The following is a 21,106-nucleotide window of genomic DNA, read 5'->3' as shown; positions in this document are numbered from 1 at the left end:
TGAATCAGTCCTCGCTGACTTTGTCAGATGAAACCGGCCGCAGCCATATCGTCGACAGACCCGGCAGCACCACCGGCGCACTGGCATCGCAGCCGTGCCAGGGCGCTTCGGTGGCCGCCACGTCGCGGAGGTTGCCGGCCCCGCTCCCGCCGTACGGCAGGGCGTCGGTGTTGATCACCTCGGCCCACCGGCCCGGGAACGGCAGGCCGACGCGGAACCCCTCGCGGACGACCGGCGAGAAGTTGCACACGCACGCGACGGGCGTGCCCTCGTCGTCGTACCGCAGGAAGGCCAGGACGTTCTCCTCCTCGGCGTCCGGGACGATCCAGCTGAAGCCGCCGGGCGAGGAGTCGAGCCGCCACAGGGACGGCAGGCCGTGGTAGGCGGCGTTCAGGTCGCGGACGAGCCGCCGCACCCCCTCGTCCGCGAGGTCCCAGCGCAGGCCGCGCTCCGGGCTCCACCGCTCCTCCTGCGCGAACTCCTGCCCCATGAACAGCAGCTTCTTACCGGGATGGGCCCACATGAAGCCGAGGAACGCCCTGGTGGTGGCCCGCCGCACCCGCTCCTCCCCGGGCACCCTCCCGGGCACCGACCCGGTGGCGTGGGAGACGGGCAGGACGTAGTGCTCGGAGTAGGCGTACACCATGGGAAAGGTCACCTCACCGTGGTGGTACCTGCGCTCGGCCGGGTCGCGCCCCAGGTAGCCGAGGCAGTCGTCGGTCCAGCCGGTGTTCCAGGCCAGGTCGAAGCCCAGCCCTTCGGGGCCGGTGAGCGCGCTGTCCCCGCCCCAGGCGTCCGGCTCCTCCGCCACGCGCACCGCCGGCGCGTCGAGCGCCACGAGGGCCTGGTTCACCTGGCGGAACAGCGGCTCGCCCTCGCGGGCGGACCCCGGCCACGGGGAGTCGTCGGCGCCGATCTTGAGCCCGTCGAGGCGGAACTCCTCACACCAGAAGACCGCGTTGGCCACCAGGAACTCGCGCACGGCCCGCCTGCCGTGGTCGAACGCCGGCGCCCGCGTCCCCGCGGCCGGCCCGCCCGCGCCGGTGGTCTCGTACAGCGGCGTCCCGTCGAAGCGGGCGAGCCCCCACTCCTCGGGGGCGAAGCGCCGCGGCGTCCAGTCGAGGATCACGCCGACGCCGGCCTGGTGGAGGCTGTCGACCAGGTGGCGGAAGTCGTCCGGCCCGCCGTAGCGGGCGGTGGGCGCGTAGAGCCCGGTGGGCAGCCGCTCGTCGCCGGCGTGCTCGGCGACCGGCAGCAGCTGGACGTGGGTGAAGCCGAGACCGGCCACGTACCCGGGGAGCACGTCGGCGAGCCGGCGGTACCCCAGGCCGGGCCGCCAGGAGCCGAGATGGACCTCGTACACGCTCATCGGGGCCTGGTGGGGCGCCCGGGCGGGACGCGCGGGCCGGGGCGTGTCGCTCCACCGGTAGGCGGAGGTGAAGACCACCGACGTCGCGGGGCAGGAGCGGTCGGCGGCGAAGGCGAGCGGGTCGGCCTTGCGCCGCCACCGGCCGTCGGCCCCGTGGACCTCGTAGGCGTAGCGGCAGCCGTCCCCGACGCCGGGCACGAATGTCTCCCACACACCGGAGCCACGCCGGCTCAGGGGATGCTCCGCCCCCTGCCAGGCGTTGAAGTCGCCCGCCAGCCGGACGTCGCGGGCGTTGGGCGCCCAGACCGCGAAGGCGGTGCCGGACGCCGTGGCGTGGGCCCCCAGCACCCGCCACAGGCGCGCGGCCTTTCCCGCGCCCGCGGGAGACCGGCCGAAGCCGAGGGAGAAGTACTGGAAAGCGCCGGAGAGTAAATCTTCACTTCCGATAATGAAAGCCACGATTTCATCTCTCCCGCGTTGTCGGCCGGAAAACCGCAACACCTGCGATTCGTGCTGGTGAGACTACTCCCGCCCCACTTGGGGAAACACCTTTACATTCCTACTCTGTCAAGTCGCCTGTAAAGTCATCCGGCGAAAGGGCGCCGAGGAATCCGGGCAGCCCCTTCACAGGACGGCGGAGTTGATCTTCTGGTAGCCGGCCACCAGCGAATGCCCCGGGTGGGCGCTGACGAAGATCTGCTCCCCCGCCAGTTCGGCCATCTCCGGCACGTACGGCAGCACGGCGGTGACCGGAGTGCCGTACGCCGTCTCGGCGCGCAGCACCAGGTCGCTCCTCGGCGCGGCGTCGGGCACCATGTTGACCACAACCGCCCGCCGCACGCATCCGAACCTGTCGGCCAGGGCGACGCTCTCGGCCGCCCCGGCGAGGTCGAGCCGGTCGGCCCGGGTCACGATCACCAGCGCGTCCGCGCCGGCCACCGCCATGACGGTCTCGGTGTTGATGCCGGTGTGGGTGTCCAGGAGCAGCACGTCGAGGTCCAGGGCCGCGATCAGGCGGCCGAACCCCTCGTTCAGCAGCCCGACGTCGTAGCCGTTGGCGCTGATCTCGTTGATGGCGGTCATGCCGGTCCTGGCGGGCACGATGAACAGCCCCCCGCTCGCCAGCGGCCTGACGGCGTCCTCGATCTCGCAGCGGCCCACCAGGTAGTCGGCGAGCGAGCACCCGTCGCGGCCTCCAGGGGACCCGAACATCGTCTCCACCGCCGGCGACCGGATGTCGGCGTCCACCAGGGCGACGCGCCGGCCCTCGGCGGCCAGGAGCAGTGCCATGTTCGCCGCCGTGCTCGACTTGCCCGTGCCGCCGCGGCAGGAGTGCAGCGTGACGATGCGGGCCATCACGGGGCCGCCCGGTGCACGGCCATCATGGTGATGTCGTCGGACTGCTCCGCCTCGCCGACGAAGCCGCTCAGCGCGCCGTCGACGCGCCGCAGCAGGTCCGCCCCCGAGCCGGCGCCGCCACGCAGAAGGTCCAGCATCCGTTCCTCCCCGAAGAACCCTCGGTCCGGCGCCCGCGCCTCGGTCACGCCGTCGGTGTAGATGAACAGCAGGTCGCCGGGGTCCAGGTGGGCGTAGCCGAGCGAGAACGCCGAGTCGCGCATCACGCCGACGGCCGGTCCCGTGGGCTCCAGCACCACCGGGTCGCCGCCGCCCGCCCGCACCAGGACGGGCGGGTTGTGTCCCCCGTTGACGTACACGAGGCTGCCCGTGACCGGGTCCAGCACCGCGAAGAACATGGTCGCGAAGTAACCCTGGCGCAGGTGGTTGCGCGCCAGGTAGTCGTTGGTGCCGACGACCGCGTTCATCAGAGGTGTCGCGCCGACGACGGGCACCCCCGGCGTGTCGTCCCCCGCCATCAGGTCGGCGATCAGGTTGGGCGACCCGCTCTGCTCGGCGGTGTGCCGCAGCAGGCTGCGGATCAACGCCATGAACAGCGCCGCGCCGACCCCCTTGTCGCACACGTCCGCCACGACGAAGGCCAGGCGGCGCCGGTTGACCAGCTCGAACACGTCGTAGAAGTCGCCCGCGACCGTACGGGCCGGGCGGTAGCGCACGTCGATCCCCCAGCCGTCGGGGGTCGGCAGCGAATCGGGCAGGAAGCCGAGCTGGATCTCCCTCCCGATCTCCAGCTCGCGCTCGTACCGGTGCAGGTCGGCCTGGGTCTCGATCTGGCGGAGCGTACGCCCGAGCTCGGCCCGGACGTAGCAGCTCCGCAGCCGGGTGCGGACCAGGGACGGCAGGAACGGCGGCACGAGATAGTCCAGGCCGCCGTTGATGTGGCGCTCCAGCGCGCCGAAGTCGTTCTCGGTGAACGCCAGCATCACCGGATGCCGGTCCTCCTCGTCCAGCCGCCTGCCCACCGCCCTGACGATGTCCGGCGGCACCTGCGCCGAGACGAGCAGGACGTCGGCGGGAGGCAGGTGGTCTCCGGCGAGGACCTCGGCCGGGGAGCGCGTCTGCACGCTCGTCCCGGCCTCCTCCAGGGCCTGCCGGAGCTGCGGGGGCAGCGTAGGGCCGTCGTCCAGCACTAATACGCCGGTCTGCGTCATTTCGCTCCATCCCTACGGATCCGCAGCGTGCTGATGTTGCGTCCGGCCACCCGTTCGTAGGTGTAACCGTCCAGGGCGGTCAGGGCGAGGTAGACGCCGAGGCCGCCGATGCGGCGGCACGAGACGGGCAGGTCCTGGTCGGGCGCCTGCAGGCCGTCGCGCGGGTCGAACGGCCGCGCGTCGTCCTCCAGCCGGACCCAGACGGTCTCGCCGTCGACGCCCCCCTCGACCGCGAGTTCGCCTTGGGTGTCCCGGTAGCCGTGCACGACGATGTTGGTCGCCAGCTCGTCCGCCGCCAGCCGCAGCCGGTGGGCACGGGCGGCGGGCAGACCCGCGCGGTCCGCCAGCGCGCGGATGTAGCCCGCCACCTCGTCCAGCGATTCGAGCGACGCCGGGATCCGGGGCACCGTTCCCTCACGAACCGGTCATCTCGAAGCTGCGGTCGAGCCCCGCCATCCGGATCACCCGGGCGACGGGTTCGGTGGCGCCGTCGATCACGATGGCGATCTCCTCGCCGAGCTTCTGCCGGGCGAACACCAGGGCCCGGAGGCCGGCGCTGGCGATGTAGGTGAGGTCGGCGGCGTGGATGACCAGGCGGCCGGCGCCGGTGGCGGCCGCCTTCTCGATGGCGTCGTGGAACAGCGGCGCCGTCGAGGCGTCGAGCTCGCCGGCCAGGTGGATGGTCGCGGTACCGGTGTCCGTGCTGAGGGTCGCGGTGAATGCCACGTGAGGTCTCCTGGGTGCGCGGCCGGTCCCGTCCCTGCGGGGCCGGCCTGGTGGTGGGGTGGAAGGCCCGGTCAGACGGACCCGGTGAGGATCACGACCGACCGCGGCCCGATGTGGTACCGGCGGGGATGCGGCGTCACCGGCTCGGCGCCGGGCTCGTGCGCGTCGTCCGGTGCCGCGGTGCCGGTGTCGGCGAAGACCCGCCAGACGGCGCCGCCGGTGAGCTCCGGCAGCTCCAGGTCGTGTCCCTCCCAGTGGGAGTTCATCGCCACGTAGACGTGGTCCCTGGCCCCGGCCGCGTCGCGCCCGCAGCGCATCACGGCGAGCAGCCTGCTGCCGGGCGACCAGTCGGGTCGCCAGGCATCCACGCCGTGCCAGCTGACGTCCGGCAGGCCGACCCCGGAGAAGTCGACGCCGAGCGGGTGGGTCGCCTCCCGCAGGATCGGGTGAGCCCGGCGGAAGGCGATCAGCCTGCGCACGAAGCCCACCAGTTCGGCGTTGGTCTCCACCAGGTCCCAGTCGAACCACGACAGCTCGTTGTCCTGGCAGTAGGTGTTGTTGTTGCCGAGCTGGGTGCGGCCGGCCTCGTCGCCGGCCAGCAGCATGGGCACGCCCTGGCTGGTCAGCAGGATGGCCAGGGCGTTCTTCATCTGCCTCATCCGCAGCGCGTTGACCTCGGGGTCGCCGGTCGGCCCCTCGACGCCGCAGTTCCAGCTGTTGTTGTCGTTGGCGCCGTCGGCGTTGCCCTCGCCGTTGGCCTCGTTGCGCTTGTCGTTGTAGGAGACCAGGTCGTGGAGGGTGAATCCGTCGTGCGCGGTCACGAAGTTGACCGAGGCGGTCGGGCCGCGCCCGCCGTACAGGTCGGGCGATCCGACGATCCGGGCGGCCAGCTCGCCGACCGTGCCCTCGTCGCCCTTGATGAACCTGCGCAGCACGTCGCGGTACTTGCCGTTCCACTCGGCCCAGCGGCCGTAGTTGGGGAAGTGGCCGACCTGGTAGAGGCCCCCGGCGTCCCAGGCCTCGGCGATGAGCTTGGCGTGCCGGAGGATCGGGTCGTAGGCCAGCTGCTCCAGCAGCGGCGGGTTGGGCAGCGGGCTGCCGTCCGGGCCGCGGTCGAGGATCGCGGCCAGGTCGAAGCGGAACCCGTCGACGTGGTACTCCGACACCCAGTACCTCAGGCAGGCCAGGACGAAGTCGCGCACGACCGGATGGTTGCAGTTGACGGTGTTCCCGGTGCCGCTGAAGTTGTAGTAGTAGCCCTCGGGCGTGAGCATGTAGTACGTCGAGTTGTCCAGGCCCTTGAACGAGATCGTGGGGCCGTGCTCGTTGCCCTCGGCGGTGTGGTTGAAGACGACGTCGAGGACCACCTCGATGCCGGCCTTGTGCAGCTCCTTGACCAGCGTCTTGAACTCGTCGGCCTGCATCCCGTAGGCGCCGGTGGCGGCATAGCCGGCCTTGGGGGCGAAGAAGCCGACGGTGTTGTAGCCCCAGTAGTTGTACAGCCGCCTGCCGGTCAGCGGGTCGGCGCGCGAGTTGTCGAACTCGTCGAACTCGAACACCGGCATCAGCTCGACGCAGTTCACCCCGAGCTCCCGCAGGTAGGGGATCTTCTCGCGCAGGCCCGCGTACGTGCCCGGCGCCGACACCCCGGAGGAGGGGTGCCGGGTGAAGCCGCGGACGTGGGTCTCGTAGATGACGAGCTCCTCGGTGGGGATGCGCGGCGGGGCGTCGTCCTCCCAGTCGAAGTCCTCGAAGGCGATCATGGCCCGGTACTGGTACGGCTTGTCCCAGTCGGGGGGCACGCCCCAGCTGTCGCGCCCCGACAACAGCCGGGCGTGCGGATCGGTCAGGACGGTCCCGGCGTCGAACCGGTCGCCCCGCGCGGGGTCGAAGGGGCCGTCGGCGCGGAAGCCGTACTCCAGGTTCTCCGGGTCCAGCCCGAAGACCGTCATGGCGAAGACGCTCCCGAGCCGGAACTCGGGCGGGAACGGCAGCTCCTCCACCGGCTTGTCCGCTCCCCGCTCGAACAGCACCAGTGACATCGAGGTGGCGCGGTCGCTGTAGACCGAGAAGTTGACCCCGCCCGGCACCAGGTGGGCGCCGTAGGGGAACGGGCGGCCGTGGCCTACGCGGTACCCCCCGATGCGGCGCGTCGGGAACTCGTCGATGCGTTCGGCGGTCATGGCCGCACGCGTCCCAGGGCGCTCTCGACATCGTCGCCGATCTCGAAGAAGTCGAGGAACCCGGTCGCCGACATCACGAACCTGACCTCCTCCGACAGGCCGACCAGGACGATCGCCGCCGCCAGTTGCTGGGCGCGGCGGTACAGCAGCAGGAGCATCCGCAGGCCGGCGCTCGACACGTACGGCACCGCGGAGAAGTCGACCAGGAGCCGTCCGGCGTCCCGCACCAGCGGGAGGAGCCGCTCCTGCACTCCGGACGCGGTGGTGCTGGTGATCTCGCCGTCGATACGGGCCACGGTGACGCCGTCGACGGTCCGGCTGGTGACGGTGACGCTCATCGCGGGGTCGCCTCCACCGTGACCTTGACCTTCACCCTGCCCGTCGCCTCGGGGAGCTTGACGGTGAGCGCGCCGGCGTCGTAGTCGCCGTAGGGCTCGCCGTCGATCTCGACGGCGCCGATCCTGACCGAGCCCGGGGGCAGCAGGTCGGGCGCGACGCGCAGGACGCGCCCGGGGAAGCCGCCGGGGTCGGGCTTGAAGTGCAGGTCCAGCGATCTGCCCTTGACGAGCAGGTTGTTGTAGACGGCGGCGAGGTAGCACAGCTCGGAGGAGTGGTACATGCTCATCGAGTGGCTGCCCTTGAACCGCTCGGTGCCGAGCAGGTACGGCATGCCGTTCGCCAGCACGTTGAAGTACACCGCCCCCTCGTCGTGGTCGAGGAAGAAGGCGTTGTAGAACGCCTCGGCGATGCGGGCCTCGTCACCGAAACGCTCCTGGCGGGTGATGCCGAACAGGATGAGGTAGGCCAGGATCGCCTGCTCCTGCTGCCACCACGCCTTGCGGTCGTGCCACGCGAAGCGGAAGTAGTCCTCGCCGTCCCTGCGCACCCGCTCCACGACGTCGTACCAGCCGCCGCGCTGCCGGTCGGCGCCGACGCCGGGCATCACGTCGCCGATGTGCGAGGCCAGCTCGATGTACTGCGGCTTGGGGTTCAGCGAGTGCATCCGCATGAGGTTCCAGGCGATCTTCAGGTTGTGCCCGACGACGGCGCGGTTGCGCTGCCAGCCGTGGCTGTGGTCGTGCGACCAGTCGCGGTGGAAGCGTTCCTGGACGAACGGGCTGTTCTTGTCGTCGGGGAAGTGCTCGACGATGGTGTCGAAGGTGTACTCCAGGAACTTCGCGTACGCCGGGTCGCCGGTGGCCAGGTAGAGGTTGACCAGGTACGCCGGGGCGTGGTCGCCGACGGAGTTCCAGTTCTTGCGGGCCCGGTTCTCCCCCAGTGACTCGTGGTCGGGGCTGAGCAGGATCGGGTCGATGTGCGAGTAGTAACCGCCCTGCTCGCGGTCCAGGAAGTACCTGTCGAACAGGCGCAGCGTCGCGTCGGCGTCGGCCTTGATCCGCGGGTCGCCGGTGATCCGGTAGGTCTGGACGGGGCCGGCGAGCGCGTAGATCTGCTCGTACATCGGGATGGCGTCGTAGTCGTCGGAGAACTCCGAGGTGAACAGCTTGCGCTGGACGTCGCCGTCGACCTTCAGGCCGTGGTACCAGTAGACGATGTCCTCGTCGGGGTCGACGAAGCGCAGGTTGGCCCGCAGATACTCCGTGCCGCGCTCGGCGACCTCCAGGTAGGTGTCGTCGCCGGTCAGCATGTACGCCGAGGCCATGCCGTACACCAGGCGCGAGATCGTGTCGGTCTCCTGCACGTGGCTGGAGGTCTTCTCGCCGCCCAGCCTGATGATCGTGCGGTACTCGCCGAAGTCGACCGGCCCGTCGCCGAACTGGGCCTTGCGGTAGAAGGCCGCGATCTCCTCCAGCTGGTGGATCCACCAGTTCGACTCCTCGAACCGGTGGTCGCCGGGGCGCCGGCCGACGAAGACGACGCGCTTGGCGTCGAAGATCGGGGTGTCGCCGTGGGGGTAGAACACGCCGTAGGCGAACAGGAACCGGCCGGGTACCAGCATCTCCTCCAGCTGCCCGGTGGCGTCGGTGTACGGCTCGCCGAGGTTGCGCAGCAGCTCGGCGCTGAGCTCCCCGTCGAGCGAGAGGGCGAAGTCGCGGCCGTCGGCGGTGACGACGGTGGCCGTCTTCGTCGGGCCGTCGTAGCCGGTGACGCGGCCGGCGATCGTGTCGGAGAAGGTGAAGTTCACGGCGTCTCTCCCTTCTGTGAGAGCGGGCCCCTGTCCGGCAGCAGGTCGATGAGGGTCCTGGCGAACAGGTGGCAGTGGTGGCCCGAACGGCCGGTGACCAGGTCGCCGTCCACGACGACGTCCCTGTCGACGTACTCCGCGCCCATGTTCCGCACGTCGCCGACCAGGTTGTTGTGGCAGACGATCTTGCGTCCGCGCACGACCTGCGGGATCGAGGAGGCGAGCCACATGCCGTGGCAGATGATCCCCTTGATGACGTCGGGGTCGTCGAAGGCGCGGAGCAGGAATTCGGTGGCCGGGGCGAGCCGGTCGACGTCGTCGGTGTAACGCAGCCGGTCCGACACCATGCCCGAGGGGACGATGACGGCGGCGTACCCGGCCGGGTCGGCGTCCTCCAGGCTCTTGGAGACGGTGAACGGCGCGCGGTACTCGTGGCCGGTGAAGGTCAGGGACGGCTGCCCCCAGAGCCTGGTGAGGAAGTCGAGGTCCACCCCCTCCTCGGCGAACCTGCGCTCGTAGTAGAAGATCTCGGGCTCGAAGAAGTCGCTCTCCATGAGGATCGCGACGCGTACAGGGGCCACGGCTACTCCGTGATGAGGTGAACCAGGAAGGGCCGGTCGTCCAGCAGCATCCGCTCGACCGCCTCTTCCACCTGACTGTGCTTGTCCACCCGCACCGCCTCGACGCCGAGGCCGCGGGCGATGTCGACGAACCCGATCTCGGGCCGCGACAGGTCGAAGGAGCGGGGGAAGGCGTGCGGGGGGATGTCGCGCTCGCGCCAGTACTGCTCGATGTTGAGGTCGAGCAGCCGGTATCCGCGGTTGTCGCAGACGACGAACTTGGCGCCGACGCCTTCGCGGACCGCGGTGGCCAGCGCCTGGATGGTGTACATGCTGCCGCCGTCGCCGGTGAAGCCGACGACGGTCTTCTCCGGGTGGGCGATCTTGATCCCGACGGCGCCGGGGATGCCGACGCCGAGCGAGCCGCCGCGCGTCTGGAACCAGTGGCCGGGCAGCCGCGCCGGCAGGTGGGCGGCGAGCACGCCGGAGGCGGTCAGGCCCTCGTCGAAGACCATCACGTCCTCGGGGGCCCGGGCCGCGAGCTGCGCGGCGAAGGCGGCCGGCAGTGAGTCGTCCTCCCGCTCCGGCGGCCGGGCCTCGGTGGCCGCCCGCAGCCGCCGCGCCGCCGCCTCGCGCTCCCCCGGGGTCATCGACCGGCGCAGCTCGCCTTCGAGCGCGGCGAGCGTGGCCCTGGGGTCGGCGACCAGGCCGAGCGTCACGGGGTGGTTCTTGGCGATCTCGTAGGAGTTCAGGTCGACGTGCACGATGCGGGTGCCGGGCCGGAACGGCGAGGCGAGGTCGGGGAAGACCTCGGGGAACAGGTAGGTGCCGACGACGAGCACCGCGTCGGCCTTCTCGACCGCCGCCCGGCTGACCTCGCCGAACATGTGGCCGAGCTCGCCGCCGTACAGGGGGTGGCGGGCGTCGATGCACATCTCCGACACCGTCACCCCGCGCACCTCGGCGCCGAGCAGCTCGGCGACGCGCGTGAGCTCTTCCTGGGCGCCCGACTCGGCCACGCCGTCGCCGATGAGCACCAGCGGCCGTCCGGCGCCGCGGAGCATCGCCGCCGCCGAGGCGACCAGCTCGTGCACCGGGACGGTCCTGGTGTGCGGCACCGTGGACGGCAGGACCGGCTCGTCGTTGGGCTGGTCGAGCACGTCCAGCGGGAGCGCCACGAAGACCGGGCCGCGCGGCGGCGTCATCGCCGTCTTGACGGCGCGCCGCAGCACCCGCAGCACCGACGACGGGTCGGTCACCCTGGTGGCGTACTTGGTGACCGGGCGGGCCATGGCGACCAGGTCGACGGCCATCTGCGCGTCCATCGCCTCGTAGCGGACGCCGGACTCGCCGGCGACCACGACCAGCGGGGTGTGGCCGCGCATGGCCTGGTACATCATGCCGATCCCGTTGCCGAGGCCGACGCCGCTGTGCAGCTGGACGAGGCCGGGTCCGCCGGTGGCGCGGGCGTAGCCGTCGGCGATGCCCACCGCGACGGCCTCCTGCAGGGCCAGCACGTAGTGGAAGTCGTCGTACTTCTCCAGCGCGTCGAGGAAGCCCTGCTCGACGGTGCCGGGGTTGCCGAACATGTGGGTGATGCCGTCGGCGAGGAACTGCTCGATGATCGCCTCGTTGCCGCGTCTGGTCACGGGTGTCTCACCAGCCGAACCGGCGCAGGCCGTCTTCGAGCGCCTCGACGATCTTCTGCCCGGTCAGGTAGGAGTCGGGCGTGGAGCGTCCGGTGACGAAGGGGTGGTCGACGATGACCGAGGTCTCCTTGCCGAAGTTGCCGTGGTAGCGGCCCTCCGGCCCGGTGGCGTCGCGCAGGATGTACTCCAGCGGGTACGGCGGGGGCCCCATGACGAAGTCGGTGCCGAGGAAGCCGGTGCCGTCCTTGTAGTCGTACTCCTTGCAGTGGCCGGTGACGTGCTTGCCCCAGATGACGCTCTTGCGGTCCTCCCACTCGCGGGCGAACGCCAGGCAGGCCACGCCGTAGCACTCGGCGGCGACGAGCTTGCCGGCCCGCAGGAAGGCCAGGATCAGGGCGTGGACGCGCTCGTTGTTGGCCAGGTCCACGATGGGGCCGCTGCCGCCGACGATCAGGATGGCGTCGTAGCCGGCGATGTCGGCCTCGACCGTCGCGACGGCGCGGTGGTAGGCCTCCAGCTTGCGCAGGTAGCCGTCCTCGCTGGTGTACGGCCGCTCGGGCACCCAGGCGGAGATGTCGGCGGGGCCGGCCAGCCGGTCTGATTCGTCCAGCTCTCGGGTGAGCTTGGCGACCTCTGGCGAGGTGACGGAGCGGCCGAGCGGCGGGTCGACGTAGTCGGGGTCCATGCTCGGCGGCAGGGCGTGCGGGCGGCCGCCGGTGGGCGTGGCGAAGACGACCTCGTAGCCGCGCTGGTCGAAGTGGGTGAGGGGGCCGACCAGTTCCTCGCCCCAGTAGCCGTGCTCGGACAGGACGACCAGGATCTTCTTGCTCATGACCTCTCCTGCGGGCCGATGATCCAGTCCTCCCTGGCGGCCAGCGAGAACACGTGCGCGGGGTCGGCGACGGCGGCGAGCGCCGGCCGTACCCTTTCCTCGAAGTGGCGGGAGGCCAGCGCGCTGCGCATGGCGTCGACGTTGTCGAACCAGATCTGCTCGACGCTGTCGAAGCTCGCCTCGCCGAAGGTGTAGAAGCCGTTCCTGGTGTGCGCGTGCAGGTGCCGGCGCAGGCCGGGCAGGCCGCTGACCTCGGGGGCGTACCGCGTCAGGGTCTGCTCGCGGTAGTAGTCGAGGGCGAGGCCGGGCTTGCGCTTGATGAGGGTGGTGAGCTTGACCCAGGAGGGCTTGGCGTCGGCGACGGCCGGGCCCGGCACGATCTCGTGCGCCTCGGTGTCGAGGACGATGGTGAGCCAGAAGGCGGCCCAGTTGGGCTCGTCCAGCCGGGCGCCCTGGAGGAATTCCTCGGTCTGCAGGGACGCGAGCTGCTCCTCGTCGTTGGCGAGCCAGATCTCGGCGATCCCCTGGTGCGGGAGCGGCGGCCGGCCGCGGTCGGCGTCGAACGGCACGCGCGAGTCGATGAGGTAGCGCCGGATCTGGGGGATCTTGGCGGCGAACTTCACCGCGTGAACGTTCACCCAGTAGTCCTGGAACTCCTGGGCGGTCATGCCCGGCTTGGGTGCCGCCAGGATGAACTGATGGATCATGGGATCTCCTTTTCCGGAGAGGATCTTCGAATTGAGCATCCCAGCGGGTTTATCCGGCGGTCAAAGGAGAAGTCCGGACTTCTGGACTTCGCTGATTGAATGAGCAAATAACGTCAAGTCGCATAGCGAAACGGAAATATGCGATTATCCTCGCACGCCCGACCGTGTCCGCCACCATCTGACAAAGTGCCCGGCGAATAGGGGTCGTTCATGGCCACGCAGGGGTGACCGGCCCTACTGTCCACCTCATCGGACGCCTGACCGAAAGGTGGCACATGAAAGGCGAGCTGACCGCCGCGGTGCGCCGCGGCGCCATCACGCGGATCAACGACCTGCTGGAGCGGGGCGCCGATCCCGACGAACGCGATCCGGGAACCGGCCTGACCGCTCTGATGACCGCCTGCGGCCGGGCGGACCTCCCCGCCGTACGCGCGCTGCTCGCCGCCGGGGCCGACGTCCTCACCGGCGACGCCAAGGCCGGCGCGACCGCCCTGCACAAGGCCTGCCAGGGCGGCAGCGCGGAGATCGTCCGCGCCCTGCTCGACGCGGGCGCCTTCGTCGACTCGGTGGCCCCGACGACCGGCCACACCCCGCTCATGGACGCCCTGTGGTTCAAATGGCCCGAGATCGTCGAGGTGCTCCTCGACCGCGGCGCCGGCCTGAACCTGTCCACCCACTACGGGTTCTCCCTCAAAGAGCACTTCGAGTACGAGCTCAACGTCAACACCTTCGGCAAGGAACGCCTCGTCGAGTCCGACCGGCTGCTCAAGGCACGCCAGGAGGCCGACGACGCCGCCGCGCACGCCCACAGGCTCATGGACGCCGTGACCGGCGGCGACGTGACCACGGTGCGCAAGCTGCTCGCGTCCGGGTTCCCCGTCGACATGCGCTGGCCGGTCGTCAACGGGTTCAACGACGCCCACACCGCGCTGCTGGTGGCCTGCCGCGACGGGCACACCGAGATCGTCGAGGCGCTGCTCGCGGCCGGCGCCGACGTCAACGCCGTCGAGCCGACGTTCGGGGCCGTCCCCCTGCACAAGGCCGTCTACAACGGGCACGCCGACATCACCCGGCTGCTCGTCGCCCGGCCGGGCATCGACCTGGCCTTCCAGGGCGCGACCAACGGCTACAGCCCCCTGCACGACGCCCTGTGGCACGGCTACGCCGACTGCGCCCGCGTCCTGGTGGAGGCCGGGGCGCCGCTCGACCTGGTCGGCCACGACGGCAAGACCCCCCTGGACCTCGCCGAAGAGGTGCTGGGCAAGGACCACGAGGTGACCCTCCTGATCGCCGGAGGCGGGAGATGAACGAGATCGAGGCCCTGGTCGTCGGCAGCGGGTTCGGCGGCGCCATCGCCGCGCTCCGGCTCGCCGAGGCCGGCGTGCGGACGGTCGTCATGGAGCGCGGCCGCCGCTGGCCCGTCACCGGCGCCCACGACACCTTCGCCACCTACGACAAGCCCGACGGCCGCGCCGCCTGGCTCAGCCCCGTCACGGTCGCCCCCGCCCAGGAGGACGTGCCGATCGACGTCTACACCGGTGTGCTCGAACGCGTGCGCGGCGACGGCATCGACGTCCTGGTGGGAGCCGGCGTCGGCGGCGGGTCGCTGGTGTACAACACGGTGCTCTACCAGCCCCGGCGCGACATGTTCGCCCGCGTCTTCCCCTCCTGGCTCGACTACGACGAGCTGGACGAGGTGTGGTACCCCAAGGTGCGCGAGGGGGTGGGCGTGGCCACGATGCCGGCCGACGTGCTCGCCCACGAGCACTACCGGGGCCAGCGGGTGCTGCTGGAGGAGGCCTCCGCCGCGGGGATCCCCGCGCGGCTGTTCGAGCTCGGCCTCGACTGGGACGTCATCCGCGCCGAGCTCGCCGGCGCCGTACCGCCCTCGCTGATCGCGGGACAGGTCTGGTACGGCTCCAACAGCGGCGCCAAGCGCAGCCTCGACCGCACCTACCTGGCGCGCGCGGAGGCCACCGGCAAGGTGGAGGTGCTGCCGCTGCACGTCGTCACCGACGTGCACGAGAACGACCACGGCTTCGTGGTGGCCTACGACGAGATCGACGACAACGGCCGCGTGCTCGCCCACCGCGACGTCCACACCCGGCACCTGTTCCTCACCGCCGGATCGGTCGCCACCACGCGGCTGCTGGTCCGCGCCCGCGAGACCGGCGCCCTGCCCAAGCTCGACGACGCCGTCGGGACCCGGTGGGGCGCCAACGGCGACCTGGTGATCATCAGGAGCGGGCTGCCGCCGACCGGGCCGGGCGAGGGCGGCCCGGCCGGCGCGGTCATCGAGGACCTGGACAACCCCGTCGCGCCCGTCGCCCTGGCGTGCATGCCGATCCCGCAGGCCGGGATGCCGGAGGGCTCCATGGGGCTCATCGGCATGGGCCTCGGCCCCGCCAAGGGCTCCTTCCACTACGACGCCGGCACCGACGCGGTGGGCCTTCGCTGGCCCTCCACCGACCCCGGCGTCACGGTCATCGCCGACGGAGCCCGCTCGACGTTCGACCGGATCGGCGCCGGGAAGATCGAGGCGGTCGACGCGGGCCTCACCGGCCACCCCTGCGGCGGCGTCCCGCTGGGCCTGGCCACCGACCGATACGGCCGGGTCAACGGCTACCCCGGGCTGTACGTCGTGGACGGCGCGCTCGTCCCCGGCGGCAGCGCCGCCTGCACCAACCCCGCTCTCACCATCGGCGCGCTCGCCGAGCGCGCGATGGCCGCCATCGTCCCCGGCATCGTGGAGGAACAGACAGCATGAGCGCTCCAAGTCAGGCGGCTCTGGTCACCGGCGGCTCCAGCGGCATCGGCCTGGCCGTCGCCGGGGCCCTGCTCGCGCGGGGGTACGCGGTGACGGTCCTCGGCCGCGACTCCGGCAAGCTGGGCAAGGCCGTGGACCACCTTGGGCACGAGTGGGGCCGCGGCGCCGCCCCGGAGGTGCACGGGGTGGTGGCCGACGTGGCGGAGGCCGGCTCGGCCAGGGCCGCCGTCGCGGCCCACGCCGAGCACTGGGGACGGCTGGACGTGCTGGTCAACAGCGCGGGGGTGCTGGCGGCCGGGCCGCTCGACTCCTACAGCGAGCAGACCGTGGCCGAGGTGCTCGACATCGACCTGCGAGCCACGATCACGTTCTCCCAGGCGGCGCTCCCCTACCTGCGCAAGGCCGCCCGCGACCGGGGCCGCTCGCTGATCGCCAACATCGCCTCCATCTCCGGCAAACGGGCGGACGCCGGGTTCTCGCTGTACTGCGCCGCCAAGTTCGGCGTGGTCGGCTTCACCGCCGCCCTCCACCAGGAACTGGCGGGCGAGGGGGTGGCGGCCTGCGCGATCTGCCCCGGGGTGGTCGACACGCCGATGGCCGACTGGGCGCGCGGCTGGATGCCCCGGTCGTCCATGCTGCGCCCCGACGACGTCGCGGAGGCGGTGGTGCGCGTGGCCGAGATGCCCGCGGGGCATGTACCGGCCGAACTCGTCCTTTGATCCGTTCCGCGACCCTTCACGAGGAGGTACGTGAGCAGCGCGCGCTTCCCGAAGCTGCGCCATCTGGCGGGCTCCACGAAGGAGACCCACGCCTCGTGGCTGGAGCTCTTCTTCGACCTGGTCTTCGTCGTCGCGGTGTCGGAGCTGGCACGCCTGCTGCGCGGAGACATGACGCCTCACGGCGTCCTTGTGTTCCTGGCGTTGTTCGTGCCGGTGTGGTGGGTGTGGATGAGCTTCGCCTACTACGCCGACCTGTTCGAGACCGAGGCGGCGCACTTCAGGATCGCCCTGCTCGCGGGCATGTTCGGCTCCCTGATGCTGGCGGGCACGATCGGCGTCGCGATGTCCCCCTCACCGGGCGCCGGTCTCGGCGGCCCGCAGGGGTTCGCGCTGGCCAACGCCGCGCTCCAGGCGATCCTCGTCGGCCTGTACGGCTACGCGCGCTTCGCCGCCTCCCGCAACGCCGCCGACGCCGCCGGGGCCGCTCCCGGGCGGCACGCCGGCACCGACGAGGCCGGCGCCCCGGTGTCGTACCCGGCCCTGCGGCAGCTCTGCGGCATCTACGTCGCCGGGTTCACCGCCGGCGGGGCCCTCTGGCTGGCCTCGGTGGCCGTCCCCGCGCCCTGGCACCTGACGCTGTGGGCGCTGGCGCTGCTGGTGGAGATCGCCACGCCGTTCCTGGCCTACCTCAGGGTCGACTCGCCCCCCGCGCACGCCTCCCACCTGCCCGAACGGCTCGGCCTGTTCACCCTCATCGTGCTCGGCGAGTCGGTGCTGGCGGTGGCGTGGGGCGCGCGGGGCACGGGCTGGACGCCGGCGGCGTTCCCCGTCGCGTTCTTCGCGTTCGTGATCGCCGCCTGCCTGTGGTGGGTCTACTTCGAGCACGTCGACGACCGTGTGATCATCAACGCCCTCACGAGCGGGCGTTCGACGCTGGTGCGCGGCTTCGCCTACGGGTACGGCCACCTGCTGATCTTCGCGGGGCTCGCGTCCACGGCGGTCGGCTCCGAGGTGCTCATCGAGCACCCGGCCGGCCACCTCCCCGCGGGCGCTGGGCTCGCGCTGGCCGGCGGCGCCTCGGCGTTCCTGCTGGCGACGACGGCGGCGCACCTGGTGATCCGGCGCCCGCTCAGCAGGCGGCTGGTCGCCTCCCGGGTGGCCGCCGCCCTGGGGGCGCTGGCCGTGGGCGCGGTGTCCGCCTTCCTGACCCCGCTGGAGGTGACCGCCGCGCTCGCGGCCGTCCTGGTGCTGCTCACCTGGGCCGAGATCCGGCATCGGGCACGGCGCGACCTGTCCGGGCCGGCGGCGCCGCACAGGCTTCACCACCCGGTCGCCCCGGGAGTCTCACCTGGAAGCGGGTATCCCCCGGGCGGGAGCGCACCGTGATCGACCCCCGGTGCCGCCTGGTCACGATGCGGTGGGTCAGGTGCAGGCCGAGACCGGTCCCGGCACCGATGTCCTTGGTGGTGAAGAACGGCTCGAACACGCGGGGGAGCACCGAGGGGTCGATGCCCGGCCCGGTGTCGGCGATCTCGACCAGGACGCAGCCGCCCTCGGCCCGCGCGCTCACCGTCAGCTCGCCGCCGCCGCCCATCGCACCCGCCGCGTTGTCGATGAGGTTGGTCCACACCTGGTTCAGCTCGGTGGGGAAGCCCGGGATCCGCGGCAGCGTCGTGCCGTAGTCGCGGACCACGGTGACGCCGGCGAGCTTCGGCCGGAGCATCGCCAGGGTGGCCTCCAGCCCCTCCCGGACGTCGACGTCGGCCTCGGGCGCGCGGTCGAGGTTGGTGTACTCCTTGGTGTTGCGCACGATCGCCTGCACGCGCGTGCCGGCGTCCCGTACCTCGATCGCCGAGGAGCGCACCCGCAGGCTCTCCGACAGGTAGCGCAGCGCGGCCGGGAGGCGGTCGGCCCGCAGCCGTCCCGCGAGGTCCTCGAGCCAGTCGACGTCGAGGCCGCGCTCGGCCAGCAGCTCGGCCAGGCAGGCCCCGTCGGCGAGGCCGTGGTCCTCCGCCCAGTCCTGCAGGCGTTCCTCGGTCTCGGTCATCGCCAGCGCGTCACCGGGGCCCGAGCCGCGCGGGCGGGCGCACCAGTCGCGTTGCGCCGCGCGTACGGCCTCCCGCTCCGCCGCGGTGGCGATCTCCCCCCAGGTCTCGGCGGCCTCCTCCAGCTCGGCCACCGCGCCGTCCAGCTCGCCGATCGCGCGGGTCACCGCGGCGACGGGGTTGTTGAGCTCGTGGGCGATCCCCGCCGCCAGGGTGCCGAGCGAGGCCAGGGTGGAGCGCCGCCCGGCGCTGACGATCATGTCCTGGGCGCGGAGCGCGAGCACGGGGACGACCAGCTCAGACACGCTCGGCGTGCGCACCAGCATCTGCAGGAAGGCGTCCCTGCCGTACAGGGCGACGCGGCTGTCGCCGACCGAGGTCGCCGTGGCCAGGTAGGCGTCGCCGGCGAGCACGCACAGCTCGCCGGTGAAGGTGTGGGCCAGTGAGGCGCGGGTCTCGGCGCCGGGCCGCGTGGAGTGGCGGGCCAGCACCTCCTCCCGGTCGTCGACGAGCTTGGAGATCAGCAGCTCGCCGTCGAGGAGGACGACGAAGAACGTCGCCGGCGTCCCCTCTTCGAACAGCATCTCGCCGTCGGCCAGTTCCCGGGACCGGGCCGCCGACGCGAGCCAGGAGTACTGCTCGCCGGTGAGCCCGTCGAAGAGCGGATGGGCCCGTAATTCGGCCTCCGCCACCGTGCCGCCGTCCATGGCCTGCTCCTCTCGCACCCGATGAGCCGGAGCGTCGCACCGTACCGGCGGGCGGGTCAAAGGATCCGGTCACACTTCGTCGGGTGCGCCGGGATTCGCCCGACTAAATCAGGTCGGCACCCGCCGGGCGGGCCTGGTGCCTAGTGTGTGCACCACCTGGCCCATGCCCCTGCCGCAGAAGGAGGCCGCCGTGGCCCGATGCACGCACCTCGACCAGATCCGGCCGGTGACGGCCGCGTCCACCGGATGCGAGGAATGCCTGGCGCTCGGACAGCGCTGGGTGCACCTGCGAGAGTGCCTCAGCTGCGGGCACGTCGGATGCTGCGACTCCTCCCGGGGGCGGCACGCGACCAAGCACCACCGGTCGAGCGGGCATCCGATCGCCGCCTCCGTCGAGCCGGGTGAGAGCTGGGCCTGGTGCTACGTGGACGAGGAGGTCGTCGGGCAGTGAGCGACGAGACCGGCAGGCCGGTGATCCTCGCCGTCGACGACGACCCGCAGGTGCTGCGCGCCGTCCGGCGTGACCTGCGCACCGTCTACTCCGGCAGCTATCGCGTCCTCGGCGCCTCCTCCGGCAAGGAGGCGCTCGGCATCCTCGACGCGCTGGACCGGCGCGGCGAGGACCCGGCGCTGTTCCTGGTGGACCAGCGGATGCCCGAGATGACGGGAGTCGACTTCCTGCTGGAGGCGGGGGCGAGGTTCCCCGACGCCAGGCGCGTGCTGCTGACGGCGTACGCCGACACCGACGCGGCGATCACGGCCATCAACCGGGTACGGCTGCACCACTACCTGATGAAGCCGTGGGACCCGCCCGAAGAGCGCCTGTTCCCGGTGCTGGACGACCTGCTGTCGGACTGGCTGGCCTCCTACCGGCCCGCCTACCAGGGCATCACGGTGGTCGGGTTCCTGGTCTCCCCCGCGACGCACGCCGTCCGCGACTTCCTCACGCGCAACGAGCAGCCGTTCCGCTTCCTCGACGTCGAGGTGGACCCCGAGGCCCGCCGGCTCGCCGAGGGCCGGACGGACGCCCTGCCCCTGGTGATCTTCCCGGACGGCGAGCCGCTGGCCGCGCCGACGAGCGCGCGGCTCGCCGAGCGGCTCGGCCTGTCGGCCTCGGCGTCGCGCCCGCACTACGAGACCGTGATCATCGGCGCCGGCCCCGCGGGGCTCGCGGCGGGTGTCTACGCGGCCTCGGAGGGGTTGTCGGCCCTGCTGGTCGACTTCGACGTGCCGGGCGGCCAGGCGGGCACCTCCAGCCTGATCGAGAACTACCTGGGCTTCCCGGCGGGGTTGTCGGGGCGCGACCTGGCGCGCCGGGCCGTCTCGCAGGTACGGCGGTTCGGGGCCGAGCTGCTGTATCCGGTCGAGGTGACGGGCCTGCGCAGAGCCGATCCCGCCCGGATCATCACGCTGGCCGACGGCACCGAGATCAGCGCGGAGATGGTGCTGCTGTCCATGGGCGTCTCCTACAACCGCCTGGACGTGCCGGGCGCCGACCGCTTCGCCGGCGCGGGGCTGTACTACGGCGCGGCGACCACCGAGAGCCAGTCGTGCATCTCGCAGCACGTGCACGTCATCGGGGGCGCCAACTCGGCCGGGCAGGCGGCCCTGCACTTCGCCAAGTACGCCAGCCGGGTGACGATGCTGATCAGGGCCGCCTCCCTGGAGGCCGGCATGTCGCAGTACCTGGTGGACGAGATCCGCCGGACGCCGTCCATCGAGGTCCGGCTCGGCACGAAGGTCGTCGGGCTGTCCGGCGGGGAGCGCCTGGAGCGCATCACGCTCGCCGACGTCGTCACGGGCGAGACCATTGAGGAGGACGCGGGCTTCGTGTTCACCTTCATCGGCGCCCGGCCGCGCACCGCGTGGCTCGGCGGCGCGGTGGCACGCGACGACCACGGGTTCGTGCTCACCGGGGCGGACGTGCCCGCGGGCGTGTTCGGCCTGGACCGGGAGCCGTACCTGCTGGAGACCAGCGTGCCGGGGGTCTTCGCGGCCGGGGACGTGCGGGCGCGTTCGGTGAAGCGGGTCGCCTCGGGGGTGGGCGAGGGGGCGATGGCGGTGGCGCTCATGCACCGTTATCGCGCAGGCACCTAAACCCGGAAAAGGCGATATCCCATTTCAAGGGA

The 21,106-nt window shown here is 71.8% G+C and carries 18 protein-coding genes and 1 pseudogene; 6 read left to right on the top strand and 13 right to left on the bottom strand.

The genetic code is table 11. From position 1 onward, the window contains the following. Positions 1-4: 4 nt before the first annotated feature. The 12 genes from glgB to KIK05_RS20590 form a co-directional block, all read right to left on the bottom strand. Positions 5-1,828: a 1,4-alpha-glucan branching enzyme gene (gene glgB, locus KIK05_RS20645; RefSeq protein WP_214412404.1), complete on the bottom strand. Its 1,824-nt coding sequence runs from the start codon at positions 1,826-1,828 to the stop codon at positions 5-7. 165 nt (positions 1,829-1,993) lie between these two features. After that, a complete protein-coding gene (locus KIK05_RS20640) occupies positions 1,994-2,725 on the bottom strand; it encodes a MinD/ParA family ATP-binding protein (protein ID WP_214412403.1) in 732 nt (243 codons plus the stop codon). Beyond that, positions 2,725-3,936, bottom strand: coding sequence for a PP2C family protein-serine/threonine phosphatase (locus KIK05_RS20635; RefSeq protein WP_214412402.1), 1,212 nt, complete (start codon positions 3,934-3,936; stop codon positions 2,725-2,727). The genes KIK05_RS20640 and KIK05_RS20635 overlap by 1 nt, the downstream gene beginning before the upstream one ends. Continuing rightward, positions 3,933-4,343 carry an ATP-binding protein gene (locus tag KIK05_RS20630; protein WP_214412401.1) on the bottom strand — a complete coding sequence of 137 codons (411 nt, stop codon included), beginning with the start codon at positions 4,341-4,343 and terminating at the stop codon, positions 3,933-3,935. Before KIK05_RS20630 ends, KIK05_RS20635 begins: the two co-directional genes overlap by 4 nt. Positions 4,344-4,350: 7 nt before the next feature. Then, positions 4,351-4,662: an STAS domain-containing protein gene (locus KIK05_RS20625; RefSeq protein WP_214412400.1), complete on the bottom strand. Its 312-nt coding sequence runs from the start codon at positions 4,660-4,662 to the stop codon at positions 4,351-4,353. A 71-nt stretch (positions 4,663-4,733) separates the two neighbouring features. Continuing rightward, positions 4,734-6,845, bottom strand: coding sequence for a glycogen debranching protein GlgX (glgX, locus tag KIK05_RS20620; RefSeq protein WP_214412399.1), 2,112 nt, complete (start codon positions 6,843-6,845; stop codon positions 4,734-4,736). Next, a complete protein-coding gene (locus tag KIK05_RS20615; protein ID WP_214412398.1) occupies positions 6,842-7,183 on the bottom strand; it encodes an STAS domain-containing protein in 342 nt (113 codons plus the stop codon). Before KIK05_RS20615 ends, glgX begins: the two co-directional genes overlap by 4 nt. After that, positions 7,180-8,991, bottom strand: a complete 1,812-nt coding sequence (locus KIK05_RS20610; RefSeq protein WP_214412397.1) for an AGE family epimerase/isomerase — start codon at positions 8,989-8,991, stop codon at positions 7,180-7,182. The genes KIK05_RS20615 and KIK05_RS20610 overlap by 4 nt, the downstream gene beginning before the upstream one ends. Next, positions 8,988-9,572: a DJ-1/PfpI family protein gene (locus KIK05_RS20605; RefSeq protein WP_214412396.1), complete on the bottom strand. Its 585-nt coding sequence runs from the start codon at positions 9,570-9,572 to the stop codon at positions 8,988-8,990. Before KIK05_RS20605 ends, KIK05_RS20610 begins: the two co-directional genes overlap by 4 nt. Before the next feature lie 2 nt (positions 9,573-9,574). Next, positions 9,575-11,200 carry a thiamine pyrophosphate-binding protein gene (locus KIK05_RS48940; protein ID WP_214412395.1) on the bottom strand — a complete coding sequence of 542 codons (1,626 nt, stop codon included), beginning with the start codon at positions 11,198-11,200 and terminating at the stop codon, positions 9,575-9,577. Positions 11,201-11,207: 7 nt separating this feature from the next. Further along, complete coding sequence (locus KIK05_RS20595; RefSeq protein WP_214412394.1) at positions 11,208-12,032, bottom strand: type 1 glutamine amidotransferase domain-containing protein; 825 nt, start codon at positions 12,030-12,032, stop codon at positions 11,208-11,210. Next, positions 12,029-12,739 carry an EthD domain-containing protein gene (locus tag KIK05_RS20590; RefSeq protein ID WP_214412393.1) on the bottom strand — a complete coding sequence of 237 codons (711 nt, stop codon included), beginning with the start codon at positions 12,737-12,739 and terminating at the stop codon, positions 12,029-12,031. The genes KIK05_RS20595 and KIK05_RS20590 overlap by 4 nt, the downstream gene beginning before the upstream one ends. 275 nt (positions 12,740-13,014) lie before the next feature. Here KIK05_RS20590 and KIK05_RS20585 point away from each other — a divergent pair, with 275 nt between their 5' ends. From KIK05_RS20585 to KIK05_RS47070, 4 genes and pseudogenes are all read left to right on the top strand, one after another. Next, entirely contained in the window at positions 13,015-14,046 is a 1,032-nt protein-coding gene (locus tag KIK05_RS20585) for an ankyrin repeat domain-containing protein (RefSeq protein ID WP_214412392.1), read from the top strand. Next, positions 14,043-15,506 carry a GMC oxidoreductase gene (locus KIK05_RS20580; RefSeq protein WP_214412391.1) on the top strand — a complete coding sequence of 488 codons (1,464 nt, stop codon included), beginning with the start codon at positions 14,043-14,045 and terminating at the stop codon, positions 15,504-15,506. The genes KIK05_RS20585 and KIK05_RS20580 overlap by 4 nt, the downstream gene beginning before the upstream one ends. After that, positions 15,503-16,225, top strand: a complete 723-nt coding sequence (locus tag KIK05_RS20575; RefSeq protein WP_214412390.1) for an SDR family oxidoreductase — start codon at positions 15,503-15,505, stop codon at positions 16,223-16,225. Before KIK05_RS20580 ends, KIK05_RS20575 begins: the two co-directional genes overlap by 4 nt. A 30-nt stretch (positions 16,226-16,255) precedes the next feature. Beyond that, a pseudogene (locus tag KIK05_RS47070) lies at positions 16,256-17,467 on the top strand (low temperature requirement protein A); the annotation flags it as partial. Between the two features lie 10 nt (positions 17,468-17,477). On the opposite strand, the gene KIK05_RS20570 reads toward KIK05_RS47070, so the two are convergent. Then, positions 17,478-18,977, bottom strand: a complete 1,500-nt coding sequence (locus KIK05_RS20570) for a sensor histidine kinase (RefSeq protein WP_214412389.1) — start codon at positions 18,975-18,977, stop codon at positions 17,478-17,480. Positions 18,978-19,167: 190 nt separating this feature from the next. Between KIK05_RS20570 and KIK05_RS20565 the strand changes: the two genes are divergently transcribed. Together KIK05_RS20565 and KIK05_RS20560 are read left to right on the top strand one after the other, a co-directional pair. Next, the gene (locus KIK05_RS20565) at positions 19,168-19,428 is read left to right on the top strand and encodes a UBP-type zinc finger domain-containing protein (RefSeq protein WP_308250029.1); all 261 of its coding nucleotides are present in this window, start codon (positions 19,168-19,170) and stop codon (positions 19,426-19,428) included. Then, complete coding sequence (locus KIK05_RS20560) at positions 19,425-21,074, top strand: FAD-dependent oxidoreductase (protein WP_308250028.1); 1,650 nt, start codon at positions 19,425-19,427, stop codon at positions 21,072-21,074. Before KIK05_RS20565 ends, KIK05_RS20560 begins: the two co-directional genes overlap by 4 nt. The last annotated feature ends 32 nt before the right edge of the window (positions 21,075-21,106 follow it).

Source organism: Sphaerisporangium fuscum (assembly GCF_018531465.1).
Taxonomy (GTDB): Bacteria; Actinomycetota; Actinomycetes; order Streptosporangiales; family Streptosporangiaceae; genus Sphaerisporangium; species Sphaerisporangium fuscum.
The sequence above is the reverse complement of the archived record's forward strand: the minus strand, read 5'-3'. Positions and strand labels throughout refer to the sequence as shown.